This window comes from Arthrobacter sp. WCS2018Hpa-7, assembly GCF_031843805.1.
GTDB lineage: Bacteria > Actinomycetota > Actinomycetes > Actinomycetales > Micrococcaceae > Arthrobacter.
Genome location: NZ_JAVTJB010000005.1, coordinates 115,252 through 141,198, shown reverse-complemented (window position 1 = coordinate 141,198; position 25,947 = coordinate 115,252). Strand labels below are relative to the sequence as shown.

Annotated in this window: 21 protein-coding genes; 13 read left to right on the top strand and 8 right to left on the bottom strand. The window is 62.2% G+C overall.

Going from position 1 to position 25,947, the window contains the following annotated elements:
- Positions 1-114: 114 nt before the first annotated feature.
- The 6 genes from RQH14_RS07890 to RQH14_RS07865 all read left to right on the top strand — a co-directional run bounded on the left by RQH14_RS07890 (position 115) and on the right by RQH14_RS07865 (position 7,242).
- Positions 115-1,743 carry an ABC transporter substrate-binding protein gene (locus RQH14_RS07890; protein ID WP_311212752.1) on the top strand — a complete coding sequence of 543 codons (1,629 nt, stop codon included), beginning with the start codon at positions 115-117 and terminating at the stop codon, positions 1,741-1,743.
- A gap of 128 nt (positions 1,744-1,871) precedes the next feature.
- Positions 1,872-2,963 (top strand): ABC transporter permease, encoded by a 1,092-nt coding sequence (locus RQH14_RS07885; protein ID WP_311212751.1) that lies wholly within the window; start codon positions 1,872-1,874, stop codon positions 2,961-2,963.
- Between the two features lie 2 nt (positions 2,964-2,965).
- The gene (locus RQH14_RS07880; protein ID WP_311212750.1) at positions 2,966-3,988 is read left to right on the top strand and encodes an ABC transporter permease; all 1,023 of its coding nucleotides are present in this window, start codon (positions 2,966-2,968) and stop codon (positions 3,986-3,988) included.
- On the top strand, positions 3,985-5,691 hold the full coding sequence (locus RQH14_RS07875) for an ABC transporter ATP-binding protein (protein ID WP_311212749.1): 1,707 nt from the start codon (positions 3,985-3,987) through the stop codon (positions 5,689-5,691). The genes RQH14_RS07880 and RQH14_RS07875 overlap by 4 nt, the downstream gene beginning before the upstream one ends.
- A gap of 123 nt (positions 5,692-5,814) precedes the next feature.
- Complete coding sequence (locus tag RQH14_RS07870; protein WP_311212748.1) at positions 5,815-6,204, top strand: chorismate mutase; 390 nt, start codon at positions 5,815-5,817, stop codon at positions 6,202-6,204.
- A gap of 3 nt (positions 6,205-6,207) precedes the next feature.
- Complete coding sequence (locus RQH14_RS07865) at positions 6,208-7,242, top strand: hypothetical protein (protein ID WP_311212747.1); 1,035 nt, start codon at positions 6,208-6,210, stop codon at positions 7,240-7,242.
- A gap of 45 nt (positions 7,243-7,287) precedes the next feature.
- Here the strand turns inward: RQH14_RS07865 and RQH14_RS07860 are convergent, their stop codons facing one another.
- The 6 genes from RQH14_RS07860 to RQH14_RS07835 form a co-directional block, all read right to left on the bottom strand.
- Positions 7,288-8,013, bottom strand: a complete 726-nt coding sequence (locus RQH14_RS07860; RefSeq protein WP_311212746.1) for a DUF4166 domain-containing protein — start codon at positions 8,011-8,013, stop codon at positions 7,288-7,290.
- Positions 8,014-8,037: 24 nt separating this feature from the next.
- The gene (locus tag RQH14_RS07855) at positions 8,038-9,330 is read right to left on the bottom strand and encodes a DUF58 domain-containing protein (protein WP_311212745.1); all 1,293 of its coding nucleotides are present in this window, start codon (positions 9,328-9,330) and stop codon (positions 8,038-8,040) included.
- A gap of 68 nt (positions 9,331-9,398) precedes the next feature.
- Positions 9,399-10,514 carry a MoxR family ATPase gene (locus RQH14_RS07850; protein ID WP_311212744.1) on the bottom strand — a complete coding sequence of 372 codons (1,116 nt, stop codon included), beginning with the start codon at positions 10,512-10,514 and terminating at the stop codon, positions 9,399-9,401.
- On the bottom strand, positions 10,511-11,713 hold the full coding sequence (locus RQH14_RS07845) for a DUF4350 domain-containing protein (protein WP_311212743.1): 1,203 nt from the start codon (positions 11,711-11,713) through the stop codon (positions 10,511-10,513). Before RQH14_RS07845 ends, RQH14_RS07850 begins: the two co-directional genes overlap by 4 nt.
- Entirely contained in the window at positions 11,710-12,387 is a 678-nt protein-coding gene (locus RQH14_RS07840; protein ID WP_311212742.1) for a DUF4129 domain-containing protein, read from the bottom strand. The genes RQH14_RS07845 and RQH14_RS07840 overlap by 4 nt, the downstream gene beginning before the upstream one ends.
- Positions 12,388-12,398: 11 nt before the next feature.
- Positions 12,399-13,661 carry a glycerophosphoryl diester phosphodiesterase membrane domain-containing protein gene (locus RQH14_RS07835; RefSeq protein ID WP_311212741.1) on the bottom strand — a complete coding sequence of 421 codons (1,263 nt, stop codon included), beginning with the start codon at positions 13,659-13,661 and terminating at the stop codon, positions 12,399-12,401.
- Between the two features lie 224 nt (positions 13,662-13,885).
- Between RQH14_RS07835 and mtrA the strand changes: the two genes are divergently transcribed.
- From mtrA to secA, 7 genes are all read left to right on the top strand, one after another.
- Complete coding sequence (mtrA, locus tag RQH14_RS07830; RefSeq protein WP_014922244.1) at positions 13,886-14,560, top strand: MtrAB system response regulator MtrA; 675 nt, start codon at positions 13,886-13,888, stop codon at positions 14,558-14,560.
- Positions 14,561-14,699: 139 nt separating this feature from the next.
- A complete protein-coding gene (gene mtrB, locus RQH14_RS07825; RefSeq protein WP_396136296.1) occupies positions 14,700-16,541 on the top strand; it encodes an MtrAB system histidine kinase MtrB in 1,842 nt (613 codons plus the stop codon).
- A 2-nt stretch (positions 16,542-16,543) separates the two neighbouring features.
- Entirely contained in the window at positions 16,544-18,256 is a 1,713-nt protein-coding gene (locus RQH14_RS07820; RefSeq protein ID WP_311212739.1) for an LpqB family beta-propeller domain-containing protein, read from the top strand.
- A gap of 83 nt (positions 18,257-18,339) precedes the next feature.
- Positions 18,340-19,392 carry a phosphoribosyltransferase family protein gene (locus RQH14_RS07815; protein WP_311212738.1) on the top strand — a complete coding sequence of 351 codons (1,053 nt, stop codon included), beginning with the start codon at positions 18,340-18,342 and terminating at the stop codon, positions 19,390-19,392.
- 188 nt (positions 19,393-19,580) lie between these two features.
- Positions 19,581-20,309: a ribosome hibernation-promoting factor, HPF/YfiA family gene (hpf, locus tag RQH14_RS07810; RefSeq protein WP_311212737.1), complete on the top strand. Its 729-nt coding sequence runs from the start codon at positions 19,581-19,583 to the stop codon at positions 20,307-20,309.
- Between the two features lie 29 nt (positions 20,310-20,338).
- The gene (locus RQH14_RS07805; protein WP_311212736.1) at positions 20,339-21,628 is read left to right on the top strand and encodes a DNA glycosylase AlkZ-like family protein; all 1,290 of its coding nucleotides are present in this window, start codon (positions 20,339-20,341) and stop codon (positions 21,626-21,628) included.
- A gap of 42 nt (positions 21,629-21,670) precedes the next feature.
- The gene (gene secA / locus RQH14_RS07800; protein ID WP_311212735.1) at positions 21,671-24,412 is read left to right on the top strand and encodes a preprotein translocase subunit SecA; all 2,742 of its coding nucleotides are present in this window, start codon (positions 21,671-21,673) and stop codon (positions 24,410-24,412) included.
- 135 nt (positions 24,413-24,547) lie between these two features.
- Here the strand turns inward: secA and RQH14_RS07795 are convergent, their stop codons facing one another.
- Entirely contained in the window at positions 24,548-24,970 is a 423-nt protein-coding gene (locus RQH14_RS07795) for an Rv3235 family protein (protein ID WP_311212734.1), read from the bottom strand.
- A gap of 146 nt (positions 24,971-25,116) precedes the next feature.
- Positions 25,117-25,884 (bottom strand): hypothetical protein, encoded by a 768-nt coding sequence (locus RQH14_RS07790; protein WP_311212733.1) that lies wholly within the window; start codon positions 25,882-25,884, stop codon positions 25,117-25,119.
- Between the last annotated feature and the right edge of the window lie 63 nt (positions 25,885-25,947).

The window sequence follows — 25,947 nt, the reverse complement described above, 5'->3', positions numbered from 1 at the left end:
TAAAATGAGGGTTCGCCGACTGCGAAGTCTGGTTGAATCGAGGCACTAAGAGTGTGCGCCGTCACAAATATCCCACGGCGGCGCGCCGAATCCATCGAACAGAAGGTTCACCAGATGGCACTGAACAAGAAGGCCCTGCACGGCGCTATCGCGCTGGCGGGCATCTCCGCGCTCGCCCTGACGGCATGCACGGGACCCTCCGGCGGCGGCTCCTCGTCCGCCCCGGCCGCTGCGGGCCCCATCGCCTACGGCACCACAGACAAGGTCACGTCACTGGACCCAGCTGGATCCTATGACAACGGTTCGTTCATGGTGATGAACCAGATCTATTCCTTCCTCTTGAACTCCAAGCCCGGTGGCGCGGAACCCGTGCCCGACCTCGCGGAATCGTCGTCGTTCACGTCGCCGTCCGAGTACACGGTCAAGCTCAAATCCGGACTGAAGTGGGCCAATGGCCACACATTGGATTCCAAGGACGTCAAGTTCTCGTTTGACCGCCAGGTGGCGATCAATGACCCGGCAGGTCCGGCATCGTTGCTGACCAACATCGAGAGCGTCACCGCACCCGACGCCACCACCGTGGTGTTCAAGCTCAAGAACGCCAACGACCAAACGTTCAGCCAGATCCTCAGCAGCCCTGCTGCGCCGATCGTTGACGACGAAGTCTTCCCGGCGGACAAGGTGCTTTCGGACGACGAGATCATCAAGGCCAATGCGTTCCACGGCCAGTACACCATTGACAGCTACAAGAAGAATGAACTTGTCAGCTTCAAGGCGTTCGCGGACTACCAGGGCGTTCTGGGGAAGCCCGCAAACGATGCAGCCACCATCAAGTACTACGCCAGCCCCACCAACCTGAAGCTGGAAATCCAGCAGGGAGCCATTGACGTCGCCTTCCGCAGCCTGAGCGCGACGGACATTGACGATCTCCGCAAGGACTCCAAGGTCAAGGTACTCACCGGTCCGGGTGGCGAGATCCGCTACATCACGTTCAACTTCGACACCATGCCGTACGGAACCAAGGCTGCGGGCGCGGACCCGGCCAAGGCACTGGCCGTACGCCAGGCCGTGGCCAACCTTGTTGACCGCCAGGCAATCGCCGACCAGGTTTACAAGGGCACCTACCTGCCGTTGTACTCCAACGTTCCGAGTGGATTCCTTGGTGCCAACGAGTCGTTCAAGGACGCCTATGGTGACGCCGGCAAGCCGAGCCTGGATAAGGCCAAGAAAGTCCTGACCGACGCCGGGATCACCGAACCCGTGGCCCTGAACCTCCAGTACAACCCGGACCACTACGGCGGATCCTCAGGTGACGAGTACGCCATGGTCAAGGAGCAGTTGGAGAAGTCGGGCCTCTTCACAGTGAACCTGCAGTCCACCGAGTGGGTTACCTACAGCAAGGCCAGCCGCGCCGATGAATACCCGTTGTTCCAGTTTGGCTGGTTCCCGGACTTCAGCGATGCCGATAACTACCTGACCCCGTTCTTCCCCGAGGGTGGCTTCCTGAAGAACCACTACAACAACGCCACGGTGAACGAACTGATCAGCAAGCAGCTCACTGATGCGGACAAGACCAGCCGCGAGTCGGCCATCAAGGACGTTCAGAACGCGCTCGCCAAGGACATTTCCACGCTGCCCCTGCTCCAGGGTGCGCAGGTGGCTGTGGTCGGAAGTGGCGTCAACGGCGTCGATAAGACGCTGGACCCGTCCTTCAAGTTCCGTCTGGGAGTCATTTCCAAGTAACCGCACCATTGTGACCAGAAGGCAGGCGGGACACTGATCCGGTGTCCCGCCTCCTTTGCTGACCACCACCTTGGCCGGCACGCATGAGCCAACCCCGCGCAATCCACGGGCAGGAAATACAGGTAATAATGACAACACTTATTGAGGTACCCGAGGCCGAGCCCGGGATCGTTGCTCCCAAGAGCAAGTCCAAAGCCGGGGGAGGTCTGGGCAGGTACATTGTGATCCGGTTCTTCCTGATCATCCCCACAGTCTTCATCCTGGTGACACTGGTGTTCTTCCTGATGAGGGTCATTGGAGATCCCATCACGGCATCACAAGGTGGCCGGCTTCCTCCGGATGTCCTGGCCCAGCGCATTCACGACGCAGGCTACGACCGACCCATTCTGATCCAGTATTTCGAATACATCGGTCAACTTCTCACGGGCAATTTCGGCACCACCATCACGGACCGGCGTCCAGTGGTGGAAGTATTGACCACCTTCGGGGCGGCCACCCTTGAACTTTCCATCAACGCATTGATCGTCGCGCTCCTGGTGGGTATCCCCTTCGGTCTGATCGCGGCCCAACACCGGGATAAGACTCCGGATGCGCTGCTGAGGTTCTTTGCCATCCTTTGCTATGCCACGCCTGTCTTCTTCGCCGGCCTGCTCCTCAAGCTGACGTTCTCAGTGTGGCTCGGATGGTTCCCGGTAGCCGGCCGTGCCTCCACCCGCACGGAACTGACCATGAGCGGGCTGGCCGCACCGTCAGGTATCTACTGGCTGGACGCGCTCCGCAGCGGCAACTTCACGGCCTTGGGGGACATCGCTTCCCATGCGGTCCTCCCTGCCCTTGCCCTCGGACTGCTCACTGCCGGCGTCTTCCTGCGCCTGGTGCGCACCAACGTCATAGGCACGCTGGGTAAGGACTACGTCGAGGCCGGGCGTTCCAGGGGTGTCAGTGAGTTCCGGCTGGTGACCAAGCACGCTTACAAGCCGGCGTTGATCCCCATCATCACCGTGATGGGCCTGCAGATTGCCCTGATGTTGGGCGGCGCCATCCTGACGGAAACCACCTTTGAATGGAAGGGGCTGGGGTACCAGTTGGTGCAGTACCTCAATGCCCGCGACTTTGTGGCTGTCCAGGGAATAGTCGTGCTGCTGGCCATCATTGTGGCCGTCACCAACTTCGTCGTGGACATCATTGCCGCGCTCATCGACCCCCGAGTGAGGTACTGACCATGAGCACTCCTGCACTGACCGCACCCAAGCAGCCGTTCTTCTCCCGGCTGCCCGTCGTCTCTCATTTCAAGAAGAGTGTTGGCCTCCAACGCGGCATGTTGATAGTGGGCCTCGTCCTGACCGGCCTACTGATCCTCAACAGTATCTTCGCGCCGTTGCTTGCACCCTACGGCTACTCACAACTCAGTGATGCTTCCGGTTCCTTCCCCACCCAGGAAGCTCCGGGCGCCAAGCACCTGCTCGGAACCACCGTCAGCGGCTATGACGTCCTATCCCGTGTTATCTGGGGATCCCAGACCGCTGTCACCGTCATTGTTGTGTCAGTGGCCATGTCGATTTTCCTGGGCGTTGCCCTGGGCTTGCTCAGTGGCTACTTCGGCGGCTGGCTGGACCGGATCCTGGTGGTGGTGGCAGATGCCATCTATGCATTCCCCACCTTGCTCCTGGCCATTGTCATCTCGATCGTGATCAGCCGGGGTCAGTCCAGCTTCTGGGGTGGCATCTTCTCCTGCGCTTTCTCCATCACCGTGGTTTTCGTGCCGCAGTACTTCAGGGTGATCCGAGCCGAGACCATCCGGCTCAAGGCTGAACCGTTCGTCGAGTCGGCCCAAGTACTGGGTGCTTCCAGCATGCGCATTATCGGGCGGCACATCTTCAAGAACGCCACGCGGACCCTGCCACTCATGTTCACCCTCAACGCGTCCGAGGCGATCCTCACCCTCGCGGGCCTGGGCTTCCTGGGCTTCGGCATTGAACCTACCTCTGCTGCTGAATGGGGGTTTGACCTCAATAAGGCGCTGGCTGATACCTCGTCCGGAATTTGGTGGACCGGTGTCTTCCCCGGCATCGCCATTGTGCTCACGGTCTTGGGCCTGACCTTGGTTGGTGAAAGCATCAACGACCTCAACGACCCCCGGATCCGTGGACGCAAGCGGGCAGGCAGGACGCCGGCAACACCAACCCCGGCAACCCCCGCAGCACCAACAGCGGCGTCTACGACGGCAGAAACAGGTAAGCCATGACTACCAACCTTGGACATGTTTCGGACCAGGCCGGCAGCGGCCTGCCAGTCCTCACCATCGACCGGCTCCAAGTCACCTTCGCCACTGACGGCGGGGATGTCCACGCCGTCAAGGATGTCAGCCTGGACGTGAAAGCCGGCGAGGTCGTGGCGATCGTGGGGGAATCGGGATCCGGAAAGACAGTGACCGCCAAGACCATCCTGGGCCTGCTTCCTGAGACGGCCATCAGTTCCGGGGCCGTGCTGATCAACGGCAACAACGTGATCAGTGTCAGCAAATCCACGCTGCGCAAGATCCGTGGCCGCGACGTTGCCATGGTGTTCCAGGAGCCGTCCACCGCGTTGAATCCGGTTTTTACTGTCGGCTGGCAGATCGCCGAAGGCATCCGGGCACACGCAACGGACGGCAAACGCGTCTCGGCCAAAGAGGCCAAGGAACGGGCCACCGAGGCACTGCGCAAGGTGGGCATCCCGGACCCCGAAACGCGGGTCAACTATTACCCGCATCAGTTCTCCGGCGGCCAGAAACAGCGTGTGGTCATCGCGGCCGCGCTTGCCCTGAACCCGGGCCTGATAGTGGCCGACGAACCGACCACTGCCCTGGACGTCACCGTCCAGGCGGAAATCCTGCAACTTCTCCGGGATCTGCGGGACAACTACGGCACCTCGATTGTCCTCATCACCCACAACATGGGCGTGGTGGCCGACCTCGCGGACCGGGTTGTGGTCATGTACCAGGGGGACGTAGTGGAGGAGGCCCCGTCCCGGGTCCTCTTCGCGGAACCACGGGAGGACTACACCAAGAAGCTGCTGGCCGCCGTTCCGCACCTGGGGCGCCATTCAGCCTCCGAAGGTGCCCGGGCCCGGCTTCATCAGGACGGCAAGGTCCTGGTGGAAGCGAAGAACCTCACCATCGAATATCCCGGCCGGTTCGGGCGCCACGGCTTCAAGGCCGTGGACAACGTCAGCTTTACCGTCTCGGAGAACGAGGTCTTCGGACTGGTGGGCGAGTCCGGTTCCGGCAAGTCCACCATCGGCCGTGCCATCGCGGGACTGAACCGCGTTACGGGCGGCAGCTTGAAGGTCCTTGGCTACGAGATGCTGGACTTCAAGGAACGCTCCTTCCGCCCGCTCCGAAAAGAGATCGGTTTCGTCTTCCAGGACCCGGCTGCCTCGTTCAACCCACATCTCACCATAGGTGAGTGCGTCGCCGAGCCCCTGATGATCCACACCAAACCGAGCGCGGCTGAGGCGAGGAAAAAGATAGGCGAGCTGCTCGAGTCAGTCCAGCTGCCGGCGTCGTACGCGCAACGCTATCCGCACGAGCTGTCCGGCGGACAACGGCAGCGCGCTTCCCTGGCCAGGTCGCTGGCGCTGAACCCGCGCCTCCTGATCGCCGACGAACCGACGTCCGCCTTGGACGTTTCGGTGCAGGCGAAAGTCCTGGACTTGTTCAAGGACATCCAGGAACAGTTCGGCTTTGCAGCCCTCTTCATCAGCCACGACCTCGCCGTGGTGGACATGTTGTCCCACTGGGTGGGCGTGCTCTACAAAGGGCAACTGGTGGAGCAGGGGATCGGCAACCACGTGATGGGTTCGCCCCAGCACGACTACACCAAGAGGCTCATCGCGTCCCTGCCGGTGCCGGACCCCGATGAGCAAGCACGACGGCGGGAGGCCCACCGAGCGCTGCTGGGCGGCTAGGCCGAAGAACCCATAAAAGTTGGTGAAAGGCACGCCCCTTGGCCAGGGGCGTGCCTTTCCCGCCATCCGGTGCGCCGAGGTAACACCCGCGTCCGAATCATCGAGCACCATAGACTGGGGTGCATGACCGAGCAGAACAACGCCCTTCCCGATGACGCCGATTCCTTCAACCCGGCAGCGAGTTCCCTGGCCGGCCAAGTGGACCGCGCCGTCATGGATGAGTTGCTGTCCATCCGGTCCAGCATCGACAACATCGATGCCACCCTTGTCTTCCTGCTCGCTGAGCGTTTCAAGGCCACCCAAAAGGTAGGCATCCTCAAAGCCACGCACAAGCTTCCCGCCGGAGACCCAGGCCGCGAATCAGCCCAGATTGCCCGCCTGCGTCGGCTCGCCGAAGATGCGCACCTGGATCCGGGGTTCGCCGAGAAATTCCTGAATTTCATCATCAGCGAAGTGATCCGCCACCACGAGGCAATCGCCGAGGATCACCAGATATCACGCCGGCAGGCTTGATCCATGGCATCGGTGAAAGACCTGCGCGCCAGCGCAACCGCTCTGGGGCCGTGGCCAGGCATCGATCCCGCCGAGGCAACCCGGATCATCCGCGGCGAACTCGGCGACCCCCACCTTCCGTTCCTTCCCGAACTTCCGGACCGCGGAGTGGGCTCGGACGCGGTGGGCCGGTCAGGGTCCTTGCTGATGGACCTGGCACTCGACGTCCAGCCGCATGGGTGGCGGCTTGTAGACCGGCCGGGGAAGGACGCCCAGCGTGCCCGATCTGCACTGTCCACGGACATCAATATCCTGGCCGACGTAGCCGGGGCCGAGGACGTTTCTGCAGCTGGGTTCAAGATCAGGGTGGTGGGTCCCCTGAGCCTTGCTGCCAATCTTTACCTGCACAATGGCGAACGCGCGCTTCTTGACTATGGAGCCCGCCGTGACATTGCTGAATCCCTGGCCGCCGGCGTTGGAGAGCACATCCGCCGGGTCTCCGGGGCGCTTCCGGGCGCTGACATCGTGGTCCAGCTAGACGAGCCGGACATCGCCTCGGTCATGGCCGGGACCATCCCTACAGCAAGCGGCTATAGAACGCTGCGGTCCGTGTCCGGCGAAGAGGTCACCGGGGCCTGGCGGCTGGTGATCGAGGCACTCAAGACGGCCGGCGTCGTCGAGACCGTGGTGTCTGTACCAGAGATCGAAGCACCGATCGAACGGATCCTTGCTGCTGGAGCAGACGGCCTGGCCGTCCCGCTGAGGGCGTTGACCATGCGTCAGTGGGAGCAGTTGGCCGCCGCCGTGGAGAGCGGCAAGCGTGTGTGGGCCGGCGCGCTGCCCACCCACGATCCGCGGGCACAACTGCCACGGACTTCGGACATCGTGGAGAGTATCTGGAAGCCATGGCGCCAGCTTGGCCTGCCTGCGGCGGGCTTGGCCGGACTGCGTGTCACTCCCTCCACGGGACTCGCCGGCCATAAGCCTGCAGCGGCCATGGACGTACTGACAAAGCTCACCCAAGTGGCCGACGGACTGGACCAGCTGGCCCAAGGCTGACGTGCACAGTGCTGAACTTGCCGCCCCAGCGCTGGGGCGGCACGTTCAGATTCGCCGTTCCCAGCGCTCCGGTTCTGCGTATCGTGGGAGCGTCGTACCAGGGGCGGCGCCGGGCAGATACGGAACCAACCGGTAATCGAAGCGTCCGGCATAGACCAGGACCAAGCCAATCTGGGGCTGGATAACCTTGACCTGGATGCGGTGTTTACCCTCCGCTTTGTCCCACCATTGCTCTGCATAGGCGCGTGCGTCCAAGGCAGCCGGCAACGGAATGCGCAAAGGCCCCAGAAGCAGTCGGCTCGCATTGGAGACACCACGAAGCCTGCCCTCGGACGTGACGCCGACATCCAGATCCGTCACCAGCCGCCGATACCGTCCCACGTGGTCCACCAGGCGGGCACGCTGCTTGCCGTTGCCCTGCCCGGGACCGGGCACTACGGCACTCGTCGTATCGTGGAACAGCCTGGTCTTCGAGGGGAAGTAGATCTCCCGGCGTGCTGTCAGGGCTGGTCGTCCGAAGGGATCCACATGCGCGTGGTTCTCGATCCTGAACCGGATGCCCTCGCCGTATTCAGGAAAGAACGCTTCCTCACTGCCGGTGAGGGCAAGCAGGGGCCGCAACCATTTCTGCCGGCAGCCGACTACGTCAAAAACACCTTCGCCTATCCCATAGGAGCCTGAACCCGCTGTCAGCGAAAAGTACTCCTGAAGCTCCGGCGTCAGCTTGGTGAAGTCATCGCCGAGTGCCAACTGGTAGATGGGGGCCGTCATGGCAGTCCTTTCTGGACGTGGAATCTAGAGTCTTCCGGCCGCTTTGAGCCGGATATAGGTGTCCGCAAGCAGGGGTGGGACGTCAAGTGGTTCAGCATCCACCACTTCGGCGCCCAATTGCCGCAGCTGGGCCGTGACCGCGGCGCGTTCCAACAAGGCGCGTTCGGCTGCTGCGGCCCGGAATACTTGGCTTGCCGTGGTCCTTCTCTCCTTCATGGCCGCGAGCAGGGGATCCCTGACGGATGCCACCACCACCACATGTTGGCGGGACAATTGCGCCACTGTGGGGAGGAGGCCCTCCTCGGGGGCACCGCCGTCGAGCGCTGTCAACAGCACCACCAGCGATCGGTGCGCCGAGACCGCCCTCACCTGTCCAGGAATTTGCTGCCAGTCCAGCTCAATCAGTTCTGCCTCCAAAGGGGCCATGGCCTGGACCAGTTGGCCCAGCATGTTGCTTTTGGACGCCGACTCCACCCGGGCACGTAGCCTGCGGTCGTACGCGAGGAAATCAACCCGGTCCCCGCCGCGTTCGGCCAGCACGGAGAGCAGCAATGCCGCTTCGATTCCGGTATCGAGGCGGGGTTCGTCCTCGATTCTGGCGGCAGCGGTGCGGGACGTATCCAGGACAATGACAACGCGCCTGTCGCGTTCGGGGCGCCAGGTGCGCACCACCACGGAGGTGCGGCGCGCCGTAGCCCGCCAGTCGATGGACCGGACGTCATCACCGCGCACGTAATCGCGAAGGGAATCGAATTCCGTTCCGGCTCCGCGGATCTGAACGGCGGCCCTGCCGTCAAGTTCCCGGAGCTTCCGGAGCTTGGACGGCAGATGGCGTTTGGAGTGGAAGGGTGGCAGCACCCTCAGATGCCCAGGAAGCAGACGCGTGCGCTGTCTGGCTGCCAGCCCGAGTGGTCCTTGGGACCTGATGGTGACGTGGGGGCTTTGCAGGTCACCGCGGCGTCGGGGAACCAAGGTTACCCTCATGCGTCGCCGCTCGCCTGGGGGGACAACCAGGGACTGCGCATTATCGATGGCGCCGGCAGAGGGCTGCCACGCATCCCTGACCTTCGCCCTCAACGTCCGCCGGGTGGGGTTGGCAACCGTCACGACAGTCTCCACCTGGCCCTCCAGCGTCACATTTCCCGGATGCTGGCGGTCCAGGCCGAGACGTGCCGGCGATGCAGCCAGGAGCAGGTCAAGGACCAGCAACAGCAACAAACCCACAGTGACGAACAGGACTGTGATCCAGGCCGGAAACAGCACTAAAGGAATGAGGCCGGCCAAGGCGAGCACCACGAATCGACCCGTAATGGCCATTCAGGCCACCTCGGTGGTTCCCGCACCGGAACTCACGTGCGAGCCCGACTTCACCTGCGTGCCCGAAGTCACCGCGGCACCGGAACGGATGCCAGGATGCTGCCCAGGACATCATCCACCTGGATGCCGTCCATCTGGGCTTCGGGTCGAAGGCCAACACGGTGCCGCAGACACGGCAAAGACAAAGCCTTGACGTCGTCCGGGGTGACAAAAGTCCGTCCGGACAACCAAGCCCAGGCCTTGGACGTATTGAGCAGCGCCGTGGCACCACGAGGGGAAACCCCCAGTTGGAAGGACGGAGCGGACCGGGTGGCACGGACAACGTCAACGATGTACGCCAGAATTTCCGGGGCTACCGCTACGTGGGCTACGGCGGCCTGGGCGGCGGAAAGCTCTGCGGCGCCCGCCACCGGCCGCACACCGGCAGCGGCCAGGTTCCTCGGATCGAAACCGCTTGCATGGCGCCGGATGACCTCGATTTCCTCGGCCCTTCCGGGCAGAGGCATGGTCAGTTTCAGGAGGAAGCGGTCAAGTTGCGCCTCGGGGAGGGGATAGGTCCCTTCATATTCCACCGGGTTCTGCGTTGCCGCCACGATGAACGGGCTCGGCAGTGGGCGGGATACGCCATCCACGGAAACCTGGCGCTCTTCCATGGCTTCGAGGAGGGAGGCCTGGGTCTTCGGAGGGGTGCGGTTGATTTCATCCGCGAGCATGATGTTGGTGAAGACGGGGCCCTCACGGAAAGTGAACTCCGACGAGTGGGAATCGTAGACCAACGATCCCGTGACGTCACCGGGCATGAGGTCGGGGGTGAACTGGACACGCTTGGTATCCAGGCTCAAAGCAGTGGAAAGCGCCCTCACCAACAGGGTCTTGGCCACGCCCGGGACGCCCTCCAAGAGAACGTGGCCCCCGCAGAGCAACGCGATGAGCATGCCGGTGACGGTGGGATCCTGGCCTACTACGGCTTTGCCCACTTCGGCGCGGACGTTCAGCAGCGACTGCCGCGCGGGGTCCTCCTGCGCGGAGCGATGCCCGTTTCCTGACGGATCGCCCCCTTGCGACACACTCTGCTGCGGCAAGCCCTGTTGGGGGACATCCTGCTGGGGCACATCCTGCTGGGGCGGGACCCCACCTGTGTGTTGGCTGTTGCTGTCGGTGTAGCTGTTCGGCTGGCTGCTCATCGGGCGGTCGCCTCCTGTTCGATTCGTTCGATCTGTTGTGCCCATTGCACCAGTTGTCCTTCGTTGTCCGGCCGGACGTCGAGCAGCACTGAACTGACTTCCGATGCCGGCCGCTCCACCTGTCTGGCTGAGGCGTCCACAATTGCCTCCGGGGTGGCATCCACCCCCAGGTTGAAGTGCCGCGCCAAGCGGGCCAAGGTGCCCGCCCGAAGGTTCTCGGCCGCACGCGCCACTGCCCGCGAGTCCTGATAAAGGCGTGCCCTGCCTTCTGCGGTCTCGGCAGCTTTCACCACAACTGGAAGCGGCTCGAAAACCAGCGGGCCCAGGCGCCGGCCCCGCCAGGCGATGACCAAAAGCGCCACGATTCCCAGCCAAGGTCCCACAAACGCCAGCCATCGGGGCGCCAACTCGTTCAGGGTAGGTGTTGAATCAGTCGTGGCGAGGTCACCGACTCCGGGCAAGTACCAGACAAGGTTCTGGTCCTTGCCCAAGGTGCGGAGCGCGAGGGCTGCGTTGCCTTCCATGGCGAGGTGCTGGTTGTCAACCAAGTCTGTACTGCCAAGGACCACCACCTGGCCGTCGTCCGATGCTGCATAGAGACCCGAACCGATGCCCGCGACCGGGTAGCACACTACGGGTCCCGAATAGATGAAGCCTTGCGCAGAGACCCTGCCTGCCGCTGCGGCATCGTCCTGGTCGCATCGGGGTTCAAGAATTGTTGTTGCTTCAGGAACAACGCCGCCTGGCCGGAAGTCCTGCTCCAGCGCATTGAGTGTCCTGAGGCGCGGATTGACCAGCACCACATGGTCCGCGGCGTCCGTGATGCCTTCCAGCTGTGTCCGGTCGAGGAAGCCGCGGGGGTCGAAGAGGAGGACCGTGGCGTCATCCCGGTCGGCCAAGGCGTCCATGGTCTCCGCCAGGGTATCCGTGGCTGTGACTGCTACGCCGTGGCGCCCCAGGATTTCAGCCAACGCCATGGCGCCATCCGGGGCCGGATTCCGGGAGGACAGTGGCCTCGGATCCTTGGCGCCCGCGACACTCGAGACAGCCAGGTAGGTCACCAAGCCGGCCAAGAGTGAGCCAATGAGGATCCATGTCAGATGCTTCCGGAACCAGACACGGAAACCCCTGCCCGTGGGCTGTTGGAGGGCAGTAACGTCGCCATGAACCGTTCTGTCCTTCGCCAAGGATGTGGTCATCGGGGCACCGCAAATCCGGCGTGGGCCTGTCCAGCGAAGTCGGGCTTCATTTCCAGGAGATCTGCATCGAGTCCGCGGACCGACTCGTAGTCCGATGCTGTTGCACCCAGCTCACCGTAGCGCACAGCATCAAAAAGGCGGGCGGCTGCGTCCAGCCGGGATTGTGCGGCGCCAAACACCTGCCCCAGTTGCCCGGCCGCTTCATCGGCTGTCCGCCCTGCGCGCGGGTCAATGATGTCACGCTCCTCCGCGGAGCGGACCAATGCCCGGAACTGGTCGACGACGGCGGACGGCCAGTTGCCGTCGTCGGCCGCGGTTGCCGCACGTTTCCTGAAACCTTCCGAATCCACACTGTCGTCATCCCCGTAAATGTCGACTGCAGCGGCTTTTCGGCGGGCATTCAGCCTGGGCCGGACCACAACAACCGCAGCAATGATGATCGCAAGGGCCACAGCGATCATCAGAGGAACAGCAAGGTCAGGTCCCTGGCCCATCCCGTCGCCATCCAACGACGACAACCAGTCGAGAAAATCACGCCACAACTGCTCCAGCCAAGCAGGTTGGGCGTCCGGGTATTGAGGTTTGGAAAGTTCTTCAGCCGCCCAGCGCCGCCCCTCTTCGCGGTCCGGGGTCACGGGCGGTTCCATGGCCGCCAAGGTGGTGGATGCATTCAACAGGCTCAGCATCATGCCGGTGGCCGTGGCCCGGACGGAGGAGGAGACGGGTACTGCCCGCCGTTCGGTGGCCACAGGGGGGCTTGGGGCTGGGTCGGGTTTCCGGGTTGGGTCGACGGTCCGCCCGGCACGCCATCAGGATCGGCGCCGGTTTCCGTCAACCGCATCAGCTCAACGTCCAAACCATCCCGGCGCATCCGCAGATCCATATAGATCAAGGCGAACACCGAGGCTTGGAAAGCGAACGTCACGGACCCCACCAAGGCGCCGATCGCTGAAGAAATCACAGTGGTGATCACCAGAGTGGAGGCAACCGACTCAGCGTCCGGGTGGGGAGTAACCACCTCACCAATGGCCGCCGCTGCCAAGGAGGCCGGGATCTGGACTATCTGGGCGATGACGCCCACCATGATGGCGACCACAAGGGTAATACCAAAGATCCGCCACCAGTTGTTCCTGGTCAGCTGCCAGGACCTGCGAAGTCCGCCAAAGACGCCTGTCCGCTCAACCACGATCGCCGCGGGCGCCAGCATCAACTTCAGCCCGATCCAAACGAAGGCCACCGCCGACCCAAGGCCCAGTGGCAGGACAATGAGCAAGGCCGCGGGTCCCATGGCAGTGAACAACAGCACCGTAATCCCCACCACCGCAGTTGCTGCCACGAGCCCGCCGAGTGTCAGCAGGGCAGCAACGCCCAGCAGTGGCCAGATCTTTCGGCCGGCAAGTTTCCACATCTGCTTGAAGCCTGTACGCCGGTTGAGGACCGATCGCGCCACCGGCACCACCAGGACCCCCTGAAGGACCGACCCTAGAAAACCGATCAGCACCGAGACACCCAAAGTGCCGGCCATGATGGCCAGGAAAGGACCCATGGCTTCGGTGAATTCCGCCTCAGTGCTGACGGATTCAAAGGACATCGAGAGCTGGAACATCCCCACTGTGACGATCCCGATGAACACCGCGCCAAGTGCTTGTACGATCAGCGCTGATCCAAACATGGAAGCAGCGTTGCGACGGATCGTCTGGAACGAGCCATCCAGGATCTCGCCGAACTGCAGCGGACGCAAGGGAATAATGCCCGGCTTGGGAGGAGCGACGTAGAGGGGTTGTCCGTAAGGAGGGCCCGGCGGCCAACCGGGTGCCGGTTCGCCCTGGCCGTATTGTCCACCGCTCTGGGGAGCCGCCCACGCCGGGGGACCGCCCCACTGCGGCTGGTTGCCCCACCCGGGCTGATTACCCGGCGATGGCTGGTGGCCATGCTCTGGCTGTGACACGATATCCTCCCCATAAGACCCGGCGCGCCGGCATCCGACGTCCCCCATTCGGACCTTGGCACCCAGCCTATAGTCCCGCCGTCGTCCCTCATAGCCTGATGGCCGGCCAGCCATGACAGGCGGGCCACCGTTGTTGTGCAGTACGGTGGAAGTTGCCCTTGGGGCGCCATGCCGTGCGCCGTGCCCAACGGGACAAAGACTTGGTGATAAGGGAATATATAACTATGAAGGCACGCATTCTGGTAGTTGACGACGACGAAGCGCTCGCAGAGATGATTGGCATCGTCTTGCGCAATGATGGCTTCGAGCCGGTGTTCTGCGCAGATGGTGGCCAGGCCCTGGAGGTCTTCCGTTCCTCCAAGCCGGACTTGGTGCTGCTGGACCTCATGCTGCCTGGATCCGACGGCATCGAGGTGTGCCGGCAAATCCGCGGTGAGTCCGACGTCCCCATTGTCATGCTCACGGCAAAGTCCGATACCTCCGATGTGGTCCGGGGCCTTGAATCCGGTGCCGACGATTACGTACCCAAGCCTTTTAAGCCCGCCGAGCTTGTGGCGCGTGTTCGTGCGCGCCTCCGCCCGGGCGATCAGAAGGCTCCCGAAACCCTGCGTATTGCTGACGTGACCATCGACGTCGCCGGCCACTTGGTCACCCGCGGCGGCGAACGGATTTCGCTGACCCCCCTGGAGTTCGATCTCCTGGTGGCACTGGCGCGGAAGCCGTGGCAGGTCTTTACCCGCGAACTCCTCCTTGAGCAGGTTTGGGGCTACCGCCATGCTGCGGACACGCGTTTGGTCAACGTCCACGTCCAGCGGCTGCGGTCCAAGATCGAACGCGACCCGGAGGCGCCCGAGGTCGTTTTGACGGTGCGTGGTGTCGGATATAAAGCAGGTTCCTGAGTCCCCGGTCGGCAAGACCGGCGCGGCAGGACAGGGCCCTGATACCCAGGGTCGGGAGGGGGCCGGTGTCCACCAAGTGACACCGGCTGCGTCAACGACCCCCAATCTGTCGCCTGACCCGTCTGACCCGTCGTCGGCGATGCAACCAGCTGCCTCAGGTGAACCGGAACGGAGCGTGCGGACCCTGCCGTGGATTCTTACCCGGGCGCGGATCTGGACGCGACGCGGACTCATCCTGGTTCTGCGGGTTTCGCGGCTGGTGTCCCTCGGCATCCGGCAGATCAGACCAGGGCTTCGCTACCTCTGGCGCTCAGTGCTCCGGCGCTGGCGGCGGTCGCTGGAGTTCAGGACAGTCCTGACCACCTTGCTGCTGGCAGTGACATCCTTCGCCATCGTGGGCGCCTACCTGTCCAACCAGATCGCCAACAACCTTTTCCAGGAACGTCTGGCCCAAGCGGAATCCGAGTCGCGCTACAACGTCAAGCAGGTTCAAGACACGTTCGACGGCGCCCAAGTCACCGATCAGTCCAGCGTCATCACCCTGGTCTACGACACTCTGACTGCCGTCGAAGGTCGCGGTTCGGTGATCCAACGCCGCTACGTCTTTGAAGCGAAACCTGAACAGACCAAGCCCCGCAATCGCTGGGTCGAGTCACGCGCGTCCGATCAACTGACGGTCCGGGTCATACCGCCGGAGTTGCGAAAGGCAGTCCAGGAAGGTGGCAAGCAGCAGTTCTGGGCCTCCACCCAATTCCCCGTCGGCAATGAGGACCGCCCAGGCATAGCGGTCGGAAACATGGTGACGTTCAACGGCACGTCCTATGAGCTCTACCTGATCTACGACCTCAACACCGCCCAGCAGACGTTGGACGAAATCCAGAACGTCCTCTGGGCGGGCGGGGCAGCGCTGGTACTCATGATCGGCGCCATCGCCTGGTATGTCACACGCAATGTGGTCAGTCCTGTCAGCCACGCCGCTGTGGTCTCCGAAAAGCTCGCGGCAGGCCAGCTCCAGGAGCGCATGGTGGTCAAAGGCGAGGACGAGGTCGCGAGATTGGGCGCTTCGTTCAACCACATGGCAGCCAGCCTGCAGGAGCAGATCACGCAACTGGCCACTTTGTCGCAAATGCAGCAGCGGTTCGTCTCCGATGTCTCGCACGAGCTGCGGACACCGCTCACTACGGTCCGAATGGCTGCCGAGGTCCTCTTCGACGCCCGTGACGACTTCGACCCCATGAATAAAAGGTCGGCCGAACTGCTTTACCACCAAGTTGAGCGGTTTCAGTCGTTGCTTTCCGACTTGCTGGAGATCTCCCGCTTCGACGCCGGGGCAGCTGTTTTGGATGCAGAACCCCAGGACATTTTCCAAGTCATCTCCCACGTGATGGAAGGCGCCGCACCTGTCGCCGCGGAATACGGCTCAGAGGTCAGGCTGAATGCCCGGCAAAAGAGCATCGTCGTGGAGATGGACTCCCGGCGGATTGAGCGGATTCTCCGCAATTTGCTGCTCAATGCCCTGGAACATGGAGAAGGCAATCCGATTCAGATTTCCGTGGCAGCCAACCACGATGCTGTGGCCGTTTCCGTGAGGGACCACGGCATTGGAATGACGCAAACAGAGGCAGCGAGGGTATTCGACCGATTCTGGCGCGCAGATCCTGCACGCGCCCGGACCACCGGCGGCAGCGGCCTGGGTCTCTCCATCGCAGCCGAGGACACCAAACTGCACAACGGCTGGCTTCAGGCTTGGGGCCGCAAAGGATCCGGTTCCAATTTCCGGTTGACCCTCCCCCTTCGGCAGGGCGGCACCATCGTGAAATCACCGCTTCAGCTCGAACCTGCGGACATTGAATTCCCTGGCACCGCAAGCGAGCGGCACATGCTCATCCTGGGCGCAGAATCCGGAAGTGTCCCGAAATCGGCCCACTCCGGCGCCGGAAAGCCTGCATTTGATGAGGGCTCAGCAGGGGAGAGGGACTGAACATGGTGCGTCTCCGGCGTTCACGTGCGGTTGTAGTCGTCCTGGCGGTGCTGATGGTTTTATTGGCTTCCTGTGCGCAGATTCCCCGGTCCGGTCCTGTTGGCAAGAGCAAGGACGAGGGCGCTGGCAATCCCAATGCGCCGGTCTTCTTTCCGGCTGCCCCGCGTGCAGGGTCGAGTCCGGAGACCGTGATCGAGGACTTCTACATGGCGGGCAGCGGTTATGAGGACGATTACCCTGTTGCACGCCAGTACCTGACGCAGGCACAGTCCGTTACCTGGAAACCAGACAAGCGGGCCATCGTTTTCCGTGAGGCGCAGGTAGTCAAGGCCGCGGGGGAGAACGAGTACCTCTACGAATTGGACCTCGCCTATTCAGTGGATGCCGATGGCGTGGCAACGCAATTCCCGCCGGGTACCAAGGAGACCATTCCGCTGACTCTCGAGCAGGTGGAAGGCCAATGGCGGATTTCCAAGGTGCCCGACGGGACGGCCATACCGGAAGAGACGTTCAAGGTCATTTACGGGGCCTTCCCCATCTATTTTTATGACCCCACGTTTACCTATGCCGTGCCCGACTACCGGTGGTTCATCAAGAAGAACACGGTCAAGTCCATGACGTCTGCAGTGCTGGCAGGCCCTGCTCCCTACCTTCGCGGGGCAGTTGTCAGTGCCTTCCCTTCCGGCATGAAACTCGCACGGGAATCCGTGCCGGTGGTGTCTGGCTCCGCTCAGGTGGACCTGTCTGCCAAGGAACTTTTTGATGCCTCGGCGGAGGACCGCCAGAGGATGCAGAACCAATTGGCCTTGACCTTTCGTGACCAGCCCGATGTCATCAACGTCCAACTGCGGGCGGATCAGGACCTGGTAAGGGTCGAGGACAACGGTACGGTGTTGCCTCCCGTGGTGGACAAGAGCGTACCGGCCCGCCAGATTGCTGTGAGCAACGGGGATTTGGTCCGCTATGAGAACAACAGAATGACTCCACTTCCTGACATGCAACCCGTGTCCGGGCTGGGACCCCACTCGCCGGCCGAGTCCCCGGTGTCCCAAACAGCCGCGTTCCTCAACGGTGACAAGACGACCCTGTATGCCATCGAACCAGGTCAGCCCGCGCGCCAGTTGACTACCAGGAGCACGCTCACGGGGCCCTCGTTCAGCCCCCACGACTGGGTATGGACAGCAGGGCCGGGTGCCAACGGGGCCGCCGAAGTGGTGGCCTTCAAACCCACGGGCATTGCACCGGGCATGGCCATTCCCAATGTCACCATCACTCCTGCTTGGCTGTCAGGACGAACCGTTCGGGACTTCAGGGTTTCCCGGGAAGGGACCAGAGCGCTGGTCATTTCTGAAGCAAACGGTAAATCAACGGTGCAGATTACGGGAATAGTCCGGAATGCCGACGGCGTTCCCAAAGATCTCACTGCGCCCATCACGTTGGTCAGTACAGGCTCTGCTGATCAGGGAGTCTGGGTTAACAGTTCAACGGTGGCGGTGATGTCAGGCTCGGCCACGGCAACGGTGGTACCTGAGCTGCTTTCGCTTGAATCGGGTGAGCCGCAGCAATTGGCCCCTTGGGATGCCTTGACCAGCCTCAGCGCCGGCAACGGCTCCGAGCAGATTTATGGGCAATCCGAGGACGGAGTGTTCCAACGGGTCGGCAACGGGTGGGAGCTCCAACTTAAAGGACCCACGGAGCCCGCATTTCCCGGCTAGGCCGCCGTAAAATGTCATGCCGGATGTCCACATAGGGCGGCACGCGTCTTCCGGCCGGGCCTGCGTCCGCGCAGGCTGGCACCATGATCACACCAAAAACGGGGACCGCGGCAGGCATGGGGACCGGCTCTGTCATTGAGACTGGCTCCGTGGTTGGGACAGGCTCTGTCCAAGGCGCTGCTTCCGGCCCTGGTATCCGTAAGCGTGTGCGGCAGCCCGTGAGGGCACGCGACCCGGACCTCCACCCGGTGGATCCCGTCAGGGCTCGTCGTCGTGGTCCGGACCAACATGGCATGGGCCGCTTCCTGGCTGCACTCCAGGGGACCGCCGTCGATCTGCTTGGACTGCTGGTCCCGGTGGATTGTGTCTGCTGTTCAGTGGAGGACACAGTCTTATGTGGAGGCTGCGCAAAGCGCGTCCGCCAACTCTGCAGCCAACCATTCCGCGCAGAACAGGAATCGCCCGCGTTGGTTGAGATGGATGGCACAGTGAAGCTTGGGGTGGTGGCCGCAGGCCCCTACCGGGATGAACTGGCGCAGTGCATCTTGTCCTTTAAACGCTTCGGTCAGTGGCGCTTGGCCGGGGTCTTGGCGCCATGTCTGGGCAAGGCGGTGGAACAAGCTGTCGGAGGCGAATCCGGATTCTGTCTTGTACCAATTCCTACAAGAGGCCGGGCATACCGCAAACGGGGATTCAGTCCGCTGCACCTCTTGTTGTTCTGCTTGCGGATGCGAGGCATACTGCCGGGATGCCCAAGCATTGACGCGCTTGTGAAGAGAAGCGACCCGCCGGCAACGTACATCAACAGGGATTTGATCAGGACTCTGTTTGCCCGGGCCGCCGATTCGTTGGCCGGCAAGGGGACGTGGGGTTCCGGTTCCGGCCAAAAAGGACTGGGGCGTGGTGCGCGGGCCAGCAGGGTCCGCGGATCCATGCGGGTACGAAGCCGATGCCACAAGGAGATAAGGGGCAGGAAATGCATTCTCGTGGACGATGTCCTCACTACCGGCGCCACGCTTGCGGAAGCGATGCGGGCGGTGGAAGCCGCGGGTGGGGTGGTCTGCGGCGCTGTTGTCCTCGCGGCCACGAGGCCACCAGCCTATGCTCTCGACACAGCAAGGGGCGATCCCTGTTAAGTCCTTAAGACTCAATCAAAAAATAAGTGACTAAAGGATGAATAACGCGTGGCGATGAACTAACGTCGGTTGTGGGTACCAAGAACAGATGTACCTGTCGATAGCGGCTCGGAAAGGGGCTCGACTGTCCGTCAGACAAGCCCCTAACAGCGTCGTTGTCGTGTCACCTGAGTTATTTGGAGGGCACCATGGAGTTCATGATCAGCGGACGAAATCTCACAGTTTCTGACCGCTTTCGCGAATACGCCGGCGAGAAAATCTCAAAGATTGAATCGCTGGGGGACAAGGTCCAGCGAGTCGACGCCAAAGTTTCCAAGGAAACCAACCCGCGGCAGACGCCGGGCCAGCTCACCGTAGAAGTGACAGTCCTGGGCCGCGGCCCCGTCATCCGTGCCGAGGCCACAGCCGCTGACAAATTCGCTGCCTTCGATCTCGCGTACAACAAGCTTCTTGAGAGGCTTCGCCGTGCGAAGGACCGGAAAAAGGTGCACCACGGACGCCACACGCCGAAAGCCGTGCGGGAGGCCACAGCAACACTTGAGCCAGCCAGCGCGAGCGAACCGCTCTACGTCGAGGCGAGCAACCACCAAGAACCCGTTCCGACGGCCGACGAGCGTTCGCCTTACGAGATTGAGAACGACATTCCGGCAGGCGATTCACCCGTCCTGATCCGCCGGAAAGTCTTCCCCGCAGCCTCCCTGACACTGGATGACGCTGTGGACAATATGGAACTCGTTGGCCACAACTTCTACCTCTTCCTGGACAAGGAAACCAACGCACCGTCGGTTGTCTACCGGCGCAGTGGGTGGACTTACGGTGTGATCACCCTCGACTCCACCTGCGAACCCGGCGAGGAAGCCGTGGAAGAGAAGATCCACGCCTACCGTTCCGATGATCAGGCGTCCACGGCCAAGTAGGGCCACTTTTCCTGAATGAAGGGACTTCCGTGACCGTTTCGCTGAGCCTGGCACAGGCACGGCGGATCGCGTTGGCAGCTCAAGGATTGGCGAAGGTCCGGCCCGCCGGCCCCGTGACAGCACGGGCGGTGGGCCGGACCTTTGCCCAAATCCAGCTTGTCCAGATCGATTCCGTGAACGTCGTGGCACGAAGCCACTACCTTCCGTTTTTCTCCCGGCTGGGTGACTACGACCCCCGTATCCTCCACGTCATGGCCGGGCGGAAACCCCGCAGGATGATGGAGTATTGGGCACACGAAGCAAGCTTTATCCGCCCTGAGCACTTTCACGACCTCTTGGTCTGGCAAAAGCGGGCCTGGGTGGGCGCCCATAACCTTGAACCCCTTGTCCGTCAGGATATGGAAGGCCGCATTCTCGCTGCTCTCACTGCCGGACGCCCCATGACGGCCTCGGAACTGACGGCCGAACTCGGACACAACGAAGAAGCTGACCGTGGGAACTGGGGCTGGAATTGGAATATCGTCAAGCGGGTCTTGGAACACCTGTTTGAGCAGGGCCGGATTTCTGCCGCCTCACGGACACAGCAATTCGAACGCAAGTACACCTTGACCTCGAGGGTTGTTCCCGACATGCCACAGTCCGGGGGCACTTCCGAAGAATCGCTCGACCGCCTGATGGATGCGGCCGCCCAGGCCCATGGCATCGGCACTGTCCGCTGCTTTTCCGACTACTTCCGTACGCCCCTGAAGGCTGGAGCTGACTCGGTCCAACGATTGGTGCGCGCAGGGCGCCTTCACCCAGTCTCAGTGCGTGGTTGGGACAGGGAAACCTACAAGCATTCCAGTGCCAGGATTCCACGCAGCGCGGCCGGCCGTGCACTGTTGAGCCCCTTCGACTCGCTGGTCTTTGAGCGACGGCGTCTTGAGGAACTGTTCGGCTTTCACTATCGAATTGAGATCTACACCCCCGCGGCGAAGCGCCAGTTCGGCTACTACGTTCTGCCGTTCCTCCTCAGGGACGGGGTCGTCGCAAGAGTTGACCTGAAAGCCGACCGCGCGACCGGCCAGCTCCTGGTGCGCTCAGCGTTTGCCGAGGTGGGCGCTCCGGCGGATACCGCCGTCGAACTTGCTGCCGAGCTGGAACTCATGGCCGCCTGGCTCAGGCTGCAGGACATAGTGGTGTGGCCCGTGGGTGACCTCGCCGCAGCTCTCGCCGACGCTGTGGCGGACCGCGCTGATGGCCGGGGCGGACTGCTGCAATCGGACAGTCCGCTCAGAGGGGAACGCGGCAACGTGGCGCTGGTCTCTCCCGTAGACTGAAACAGCCAGAATTCGGCAGCATGAGACTGGGAGCAATTTCACGTGGCATCACTAATCGAAAAACTTCTCCGCACGGGTGACAAAAAGACACTCAAGCAATTGCGGAACTATGCCGATTCCATCAATGCCCTGGAAGACTCCTTCAAGTCCTTCACGGACGCCGAACTCCGCGAGGAGACGGACCACCTCCGGTCCCGTCACCAGGACGGCGAGACCCTGGAAGCCCTCCTGCCGGAAGCATTCGCCGCTGTGCGTGAGGCCTCTTCCCGCACCTTGGGCATGCGCCACTTCGATGTCCAGCTGATGGGCGGTGCCGCACTTCACCTGGGCAACATCGCAGAAATGAAAACCGGTGAAGGCAAGACCCTCGTAGCTACCGCCCCCGCGTATCTGAACGCGCTGGCGGGCAAGGGCGTCCACGTCGTCACGGTCAACGACTACCTCGCCGAATACCAGTCCGAACTCATGGGCCGCGTTTACAGGTTCCTGGGACTTACCAGCGGCTGCATCCTGTCCAACCAGGACCCTGCCGTCCGCCGGCAGCAGTACGCCGCGGACATCACCTACGGAACCAACAACGAGTTTGGCTTCGACTACCTGCGTGACAACATGGCCTGGGATTCCAGCGAGCTGGTTCAGCGCGGCCACAATTTCGCGATCGTGGATGAGGTCGACTCCATCCTGATCGATGAGGCCCGTACTCCGCTCATTATTTCCGGACCTGCCCAGGGCGACACCAACCGCTGGTACAGCGAATTCGCGAAAGTCGTACTCCGCTTGCAGCCCGAAGTCGACTACGAGGTCGATGAAAAGAAACGCACCGTAGGCGTACTCGAAGCCGGTATCGAAAAGGTGGAGGACTACCTCGGAATCCAAAACCTCTACGAATCAGCCAACACGCCCTTGATCGGCTTCCTCAACAACGCCATCAAGGCCAAGGAACTGTTCAAGCGGGATAAGGATTACGTCATCCTCGACGGCGAGGTCCTGATTGTTGACGAGCACACTGGCCGTATCCTGGCCGGACGCCGCTACAACGAAGGCATGCACCAGGCCATCGAAGCCAAGGAAAATGTCGAAATCAAGGCGGAGAACCAGACTCTCGCCACCGTGACCCTGCAGAACTACTTCCGCATGTACTCGAAGCTTGCCGGCATGACCGGCACGGCTGAGACTGAGGCCGCGGAATTCATGAGCACCTACAAGCTCGGTGTCGTTCCCATCCCCACCAACCGCGACATGCAGCGCATTGACCAGTCGGACCTTGTCTATAAGAACGAAGTCGTGAAATTCGACGCCGTCGTACAGGACATCGCCGAAAGGCACGAGAACGGCCAGCCTGTGCTGGTCGGCACCACCAGCGTCGAGAAGAGCGAGTACCTCTCCAAGCTGCTGGCAAAGGAAGGTATCCGACACGAAGTACTGAACGCCAAGAACCACGCGCGTGAAGCGTCCATCGTCGCGCAGGCCGGACGAAAAGGTGCCGTCACTGTTGCCACCAACATGGCCGGTCGCGGTACTGACATCATGCTTGGCGGCAACGCGGAATTTACCGCTATTGCAGAGCTGGCAAAGCGTGGGCTCGATCCCGAGGAGAACTCGGAAGAGTACGAGGCCGCTTGGCCCGAAGCGCTTTCTGCATCCAAGCAGGCGGTCAAGGATGAACACGAAGAGGTCCTGGACCTCGGCGGACTCTACGTCCTGGGAACCGAGCGCCACGAGTCCCGCCGGATCGACAACCAGCTGCGTGGCCGTTCAGGCCGACAGGGTGACCCCGGTGAGTCGCGCTTCTATCTGTCGCTGACGGACGACCTCATGAGGCTGTTCAACTCAGGTGCGGCCGAACGCCTCATGAACAGCTCGGTCCCCGATGATGTTGCCCTTGAATCCAAGCTCGTCTCCCGCGCCATCGCATCGGCCCAGGGCCAGGTGGAAGGACGTAACGCCGAACAGCGTAAAAACGTTCTTAAGTACGACGACGTCCTCAACCGGCAGCGCGAAGCGATCTATGGCGACCGCCGTCGAATCCTTGAAGGCGACGACCTCCACGAGAAGGTCCAGTTCTTCCTTGAAGACACCATCAACGCCCTCATCGAGGCCGCCACTGCTGAGGGAACGGGTGACGATTGGGACTTCAACCAGCTCTGGGCCAACCTGAAGACGTTGTACCCGGCAACCGTTACTGCCGACGAAATCATTGAGGAAGCGGGCGGAAGGGCCCGTGTCACTGCGGAGTTCCTGAAAGAGGAGATTCTCTCGGATGCCCGGCTGGTGTACCAGGCCCGAGAAGAGGCCATTGGCTCTGAGAGCATGCGCGAGCTTGAGCGCCGTGTTGTGCTTTCGGTCCTGGGTCGCAAGTGGCAGGAACATCTTTACGAGATGGATTACCTCAAGGAGGGTATTGGTCTCCGGGCGATGGCCCAGCGCGATCCCCTGGTGGAATACCAGCGCGAAGGTTTCGTGATGTTCCAGAGCATGATGGAAGCCATCCGTGAAGAGAGCATCGGGTTCCTCTACAACCTGGAGGTGGAGGTAACACCTGCCGAAGACGTTGTCGTGGCCGACGATACTGCAGCTGGGGCGCACACCGAACATCATGAGCCCCAGATCCGGGCAGCGGGGTTGGAGGCCCCGGAGAAGCCGGCCCAGTTGCAGTACACGGCCCCAGGCGAAGATGGCGCCACCCAAACACGCATCGAGGGCCGGGCATCCGGTCGGTCCGGCAATCCAGCCAAGGCAGCTGGCCAGGATCAGCGGAAACCGGCTAAAAAGAAGCGTCGCTGACCCGATACCGTACGGCGGCCAGCAGCGTTTCGATGGCTGTTCCGATGACGGATAACGCTCACTCCAAAGGGTGGGCTCCGGACTCAATGTCCGGAGCCCACCCTGTTTTGTTGCCCGCAGATGGATTCGCCAGTTCTAGCCGATCTCCAGGGCCGTGACGCGCCACACGCCGTCCAAGCGTTCCAACCTCATGGCTACAGCGCGGCACCTGAGTTCCTCGGCAACTACAATGCTCGCCTCGCAAATATCTTCGGAGATGGAGCAGGTCCGAACGGAGCGGACCATGGGGCTGCGGTGGGGCTGCAGATTTCCCCGTTGCCTGGCGGCGTGCTTGCGGGTGAGGGCCGCCCTGTGCTGGAGGGAGGTATAGCAGTCAGGGTCCAAGGAACGGGAAAGCTGGCTTAGGGCGCGTGTCCCGGCCAGGACTTCCAAAGCTGCCTGCGCGATACTGCGCGCAACCAGCCGAACGTCGATATCCGAACCGCTCGACCCGTAGCCGGAAAATGTTCGTTGGGTGCTTTGTCGGCCCGCGGGCCGGCTTGCGGTCGCAACGGTCATGGTCATACCTCAGGTATTCACTACATGAACAAGAGTGTGGGGACGCTCTGTTCTGGTGGCTTCTTCTGGGATGACGCTGAACTTGGTTTGATACACCGAATACGGCCCCTGAGCGGGCCATGGGGTGGGTCGGACGACCCGGGCTGTCAGCCAGGTACGGGCGGCCGCAGGATCTGACCCGGAGTCAACACTGAAGGGTCGCCGCCGATGATGGTGAGGTTTGCGGCATACCACTTAGGCCACATGAGGGCGACCTCCACGTCCGTTGCATAGGGACCCAGCCGGGACGCTGCCAGCGACCATAAGGAGTCTCCTGCCTTCACGACGACGCCGGCTTCGTCAGGAGAGATCTGTTGCCTGGACGAAGGGCGGCTTAGAAGCCCGGGATCGGTTGCAGGGGTTTTGGGCTTCCAGCGTGGATCACCCGCGACTGCCGGGCTTCCGGCCACGGACCTCTGTGATGAAAGTGCCGGTCCCGCAACGGGTTCCGGCGTCCACGCCGGGTGGGGAGAGGTTCCCACACCCGCGGGTGCCGGTCCCCAACCAGGATCGGGTGAAGGCGATGCTTGCGCCATGGTGATACCCAGGAGATTAAGGCTCACCACCGCTGCAGCAATCCGCAGCATGAAAGCAGGGCTGAACTTGGCAAGGGCGTTCGCCCCCCTCTTCCGTCCACTCGCATGCAACAGCGATGCGAAAACGGCGAGCAGCAAGGAAAGGGCCCACCAGGCTACCAGCGCTACGCCGGCACCGTTCGCTGCAAATCCGAGGAGGTCCTCAAAAGAGAAGTTCTGATGGCGATGATCTGCTGACCGCCATTGGTCCAAGAGCGTGCCGCCCACATAGACGAGCAGCAGCCCAAGCCCCAGGATTGTCGCAGCGAGGCAGGCGTCGCTGCGTACCGTTCTTGCCATTCAAAGCCCCCAAGCTTCGTTTGATGCATTTTGATGCATTTTGACATCGTTAGGCCTATTGTG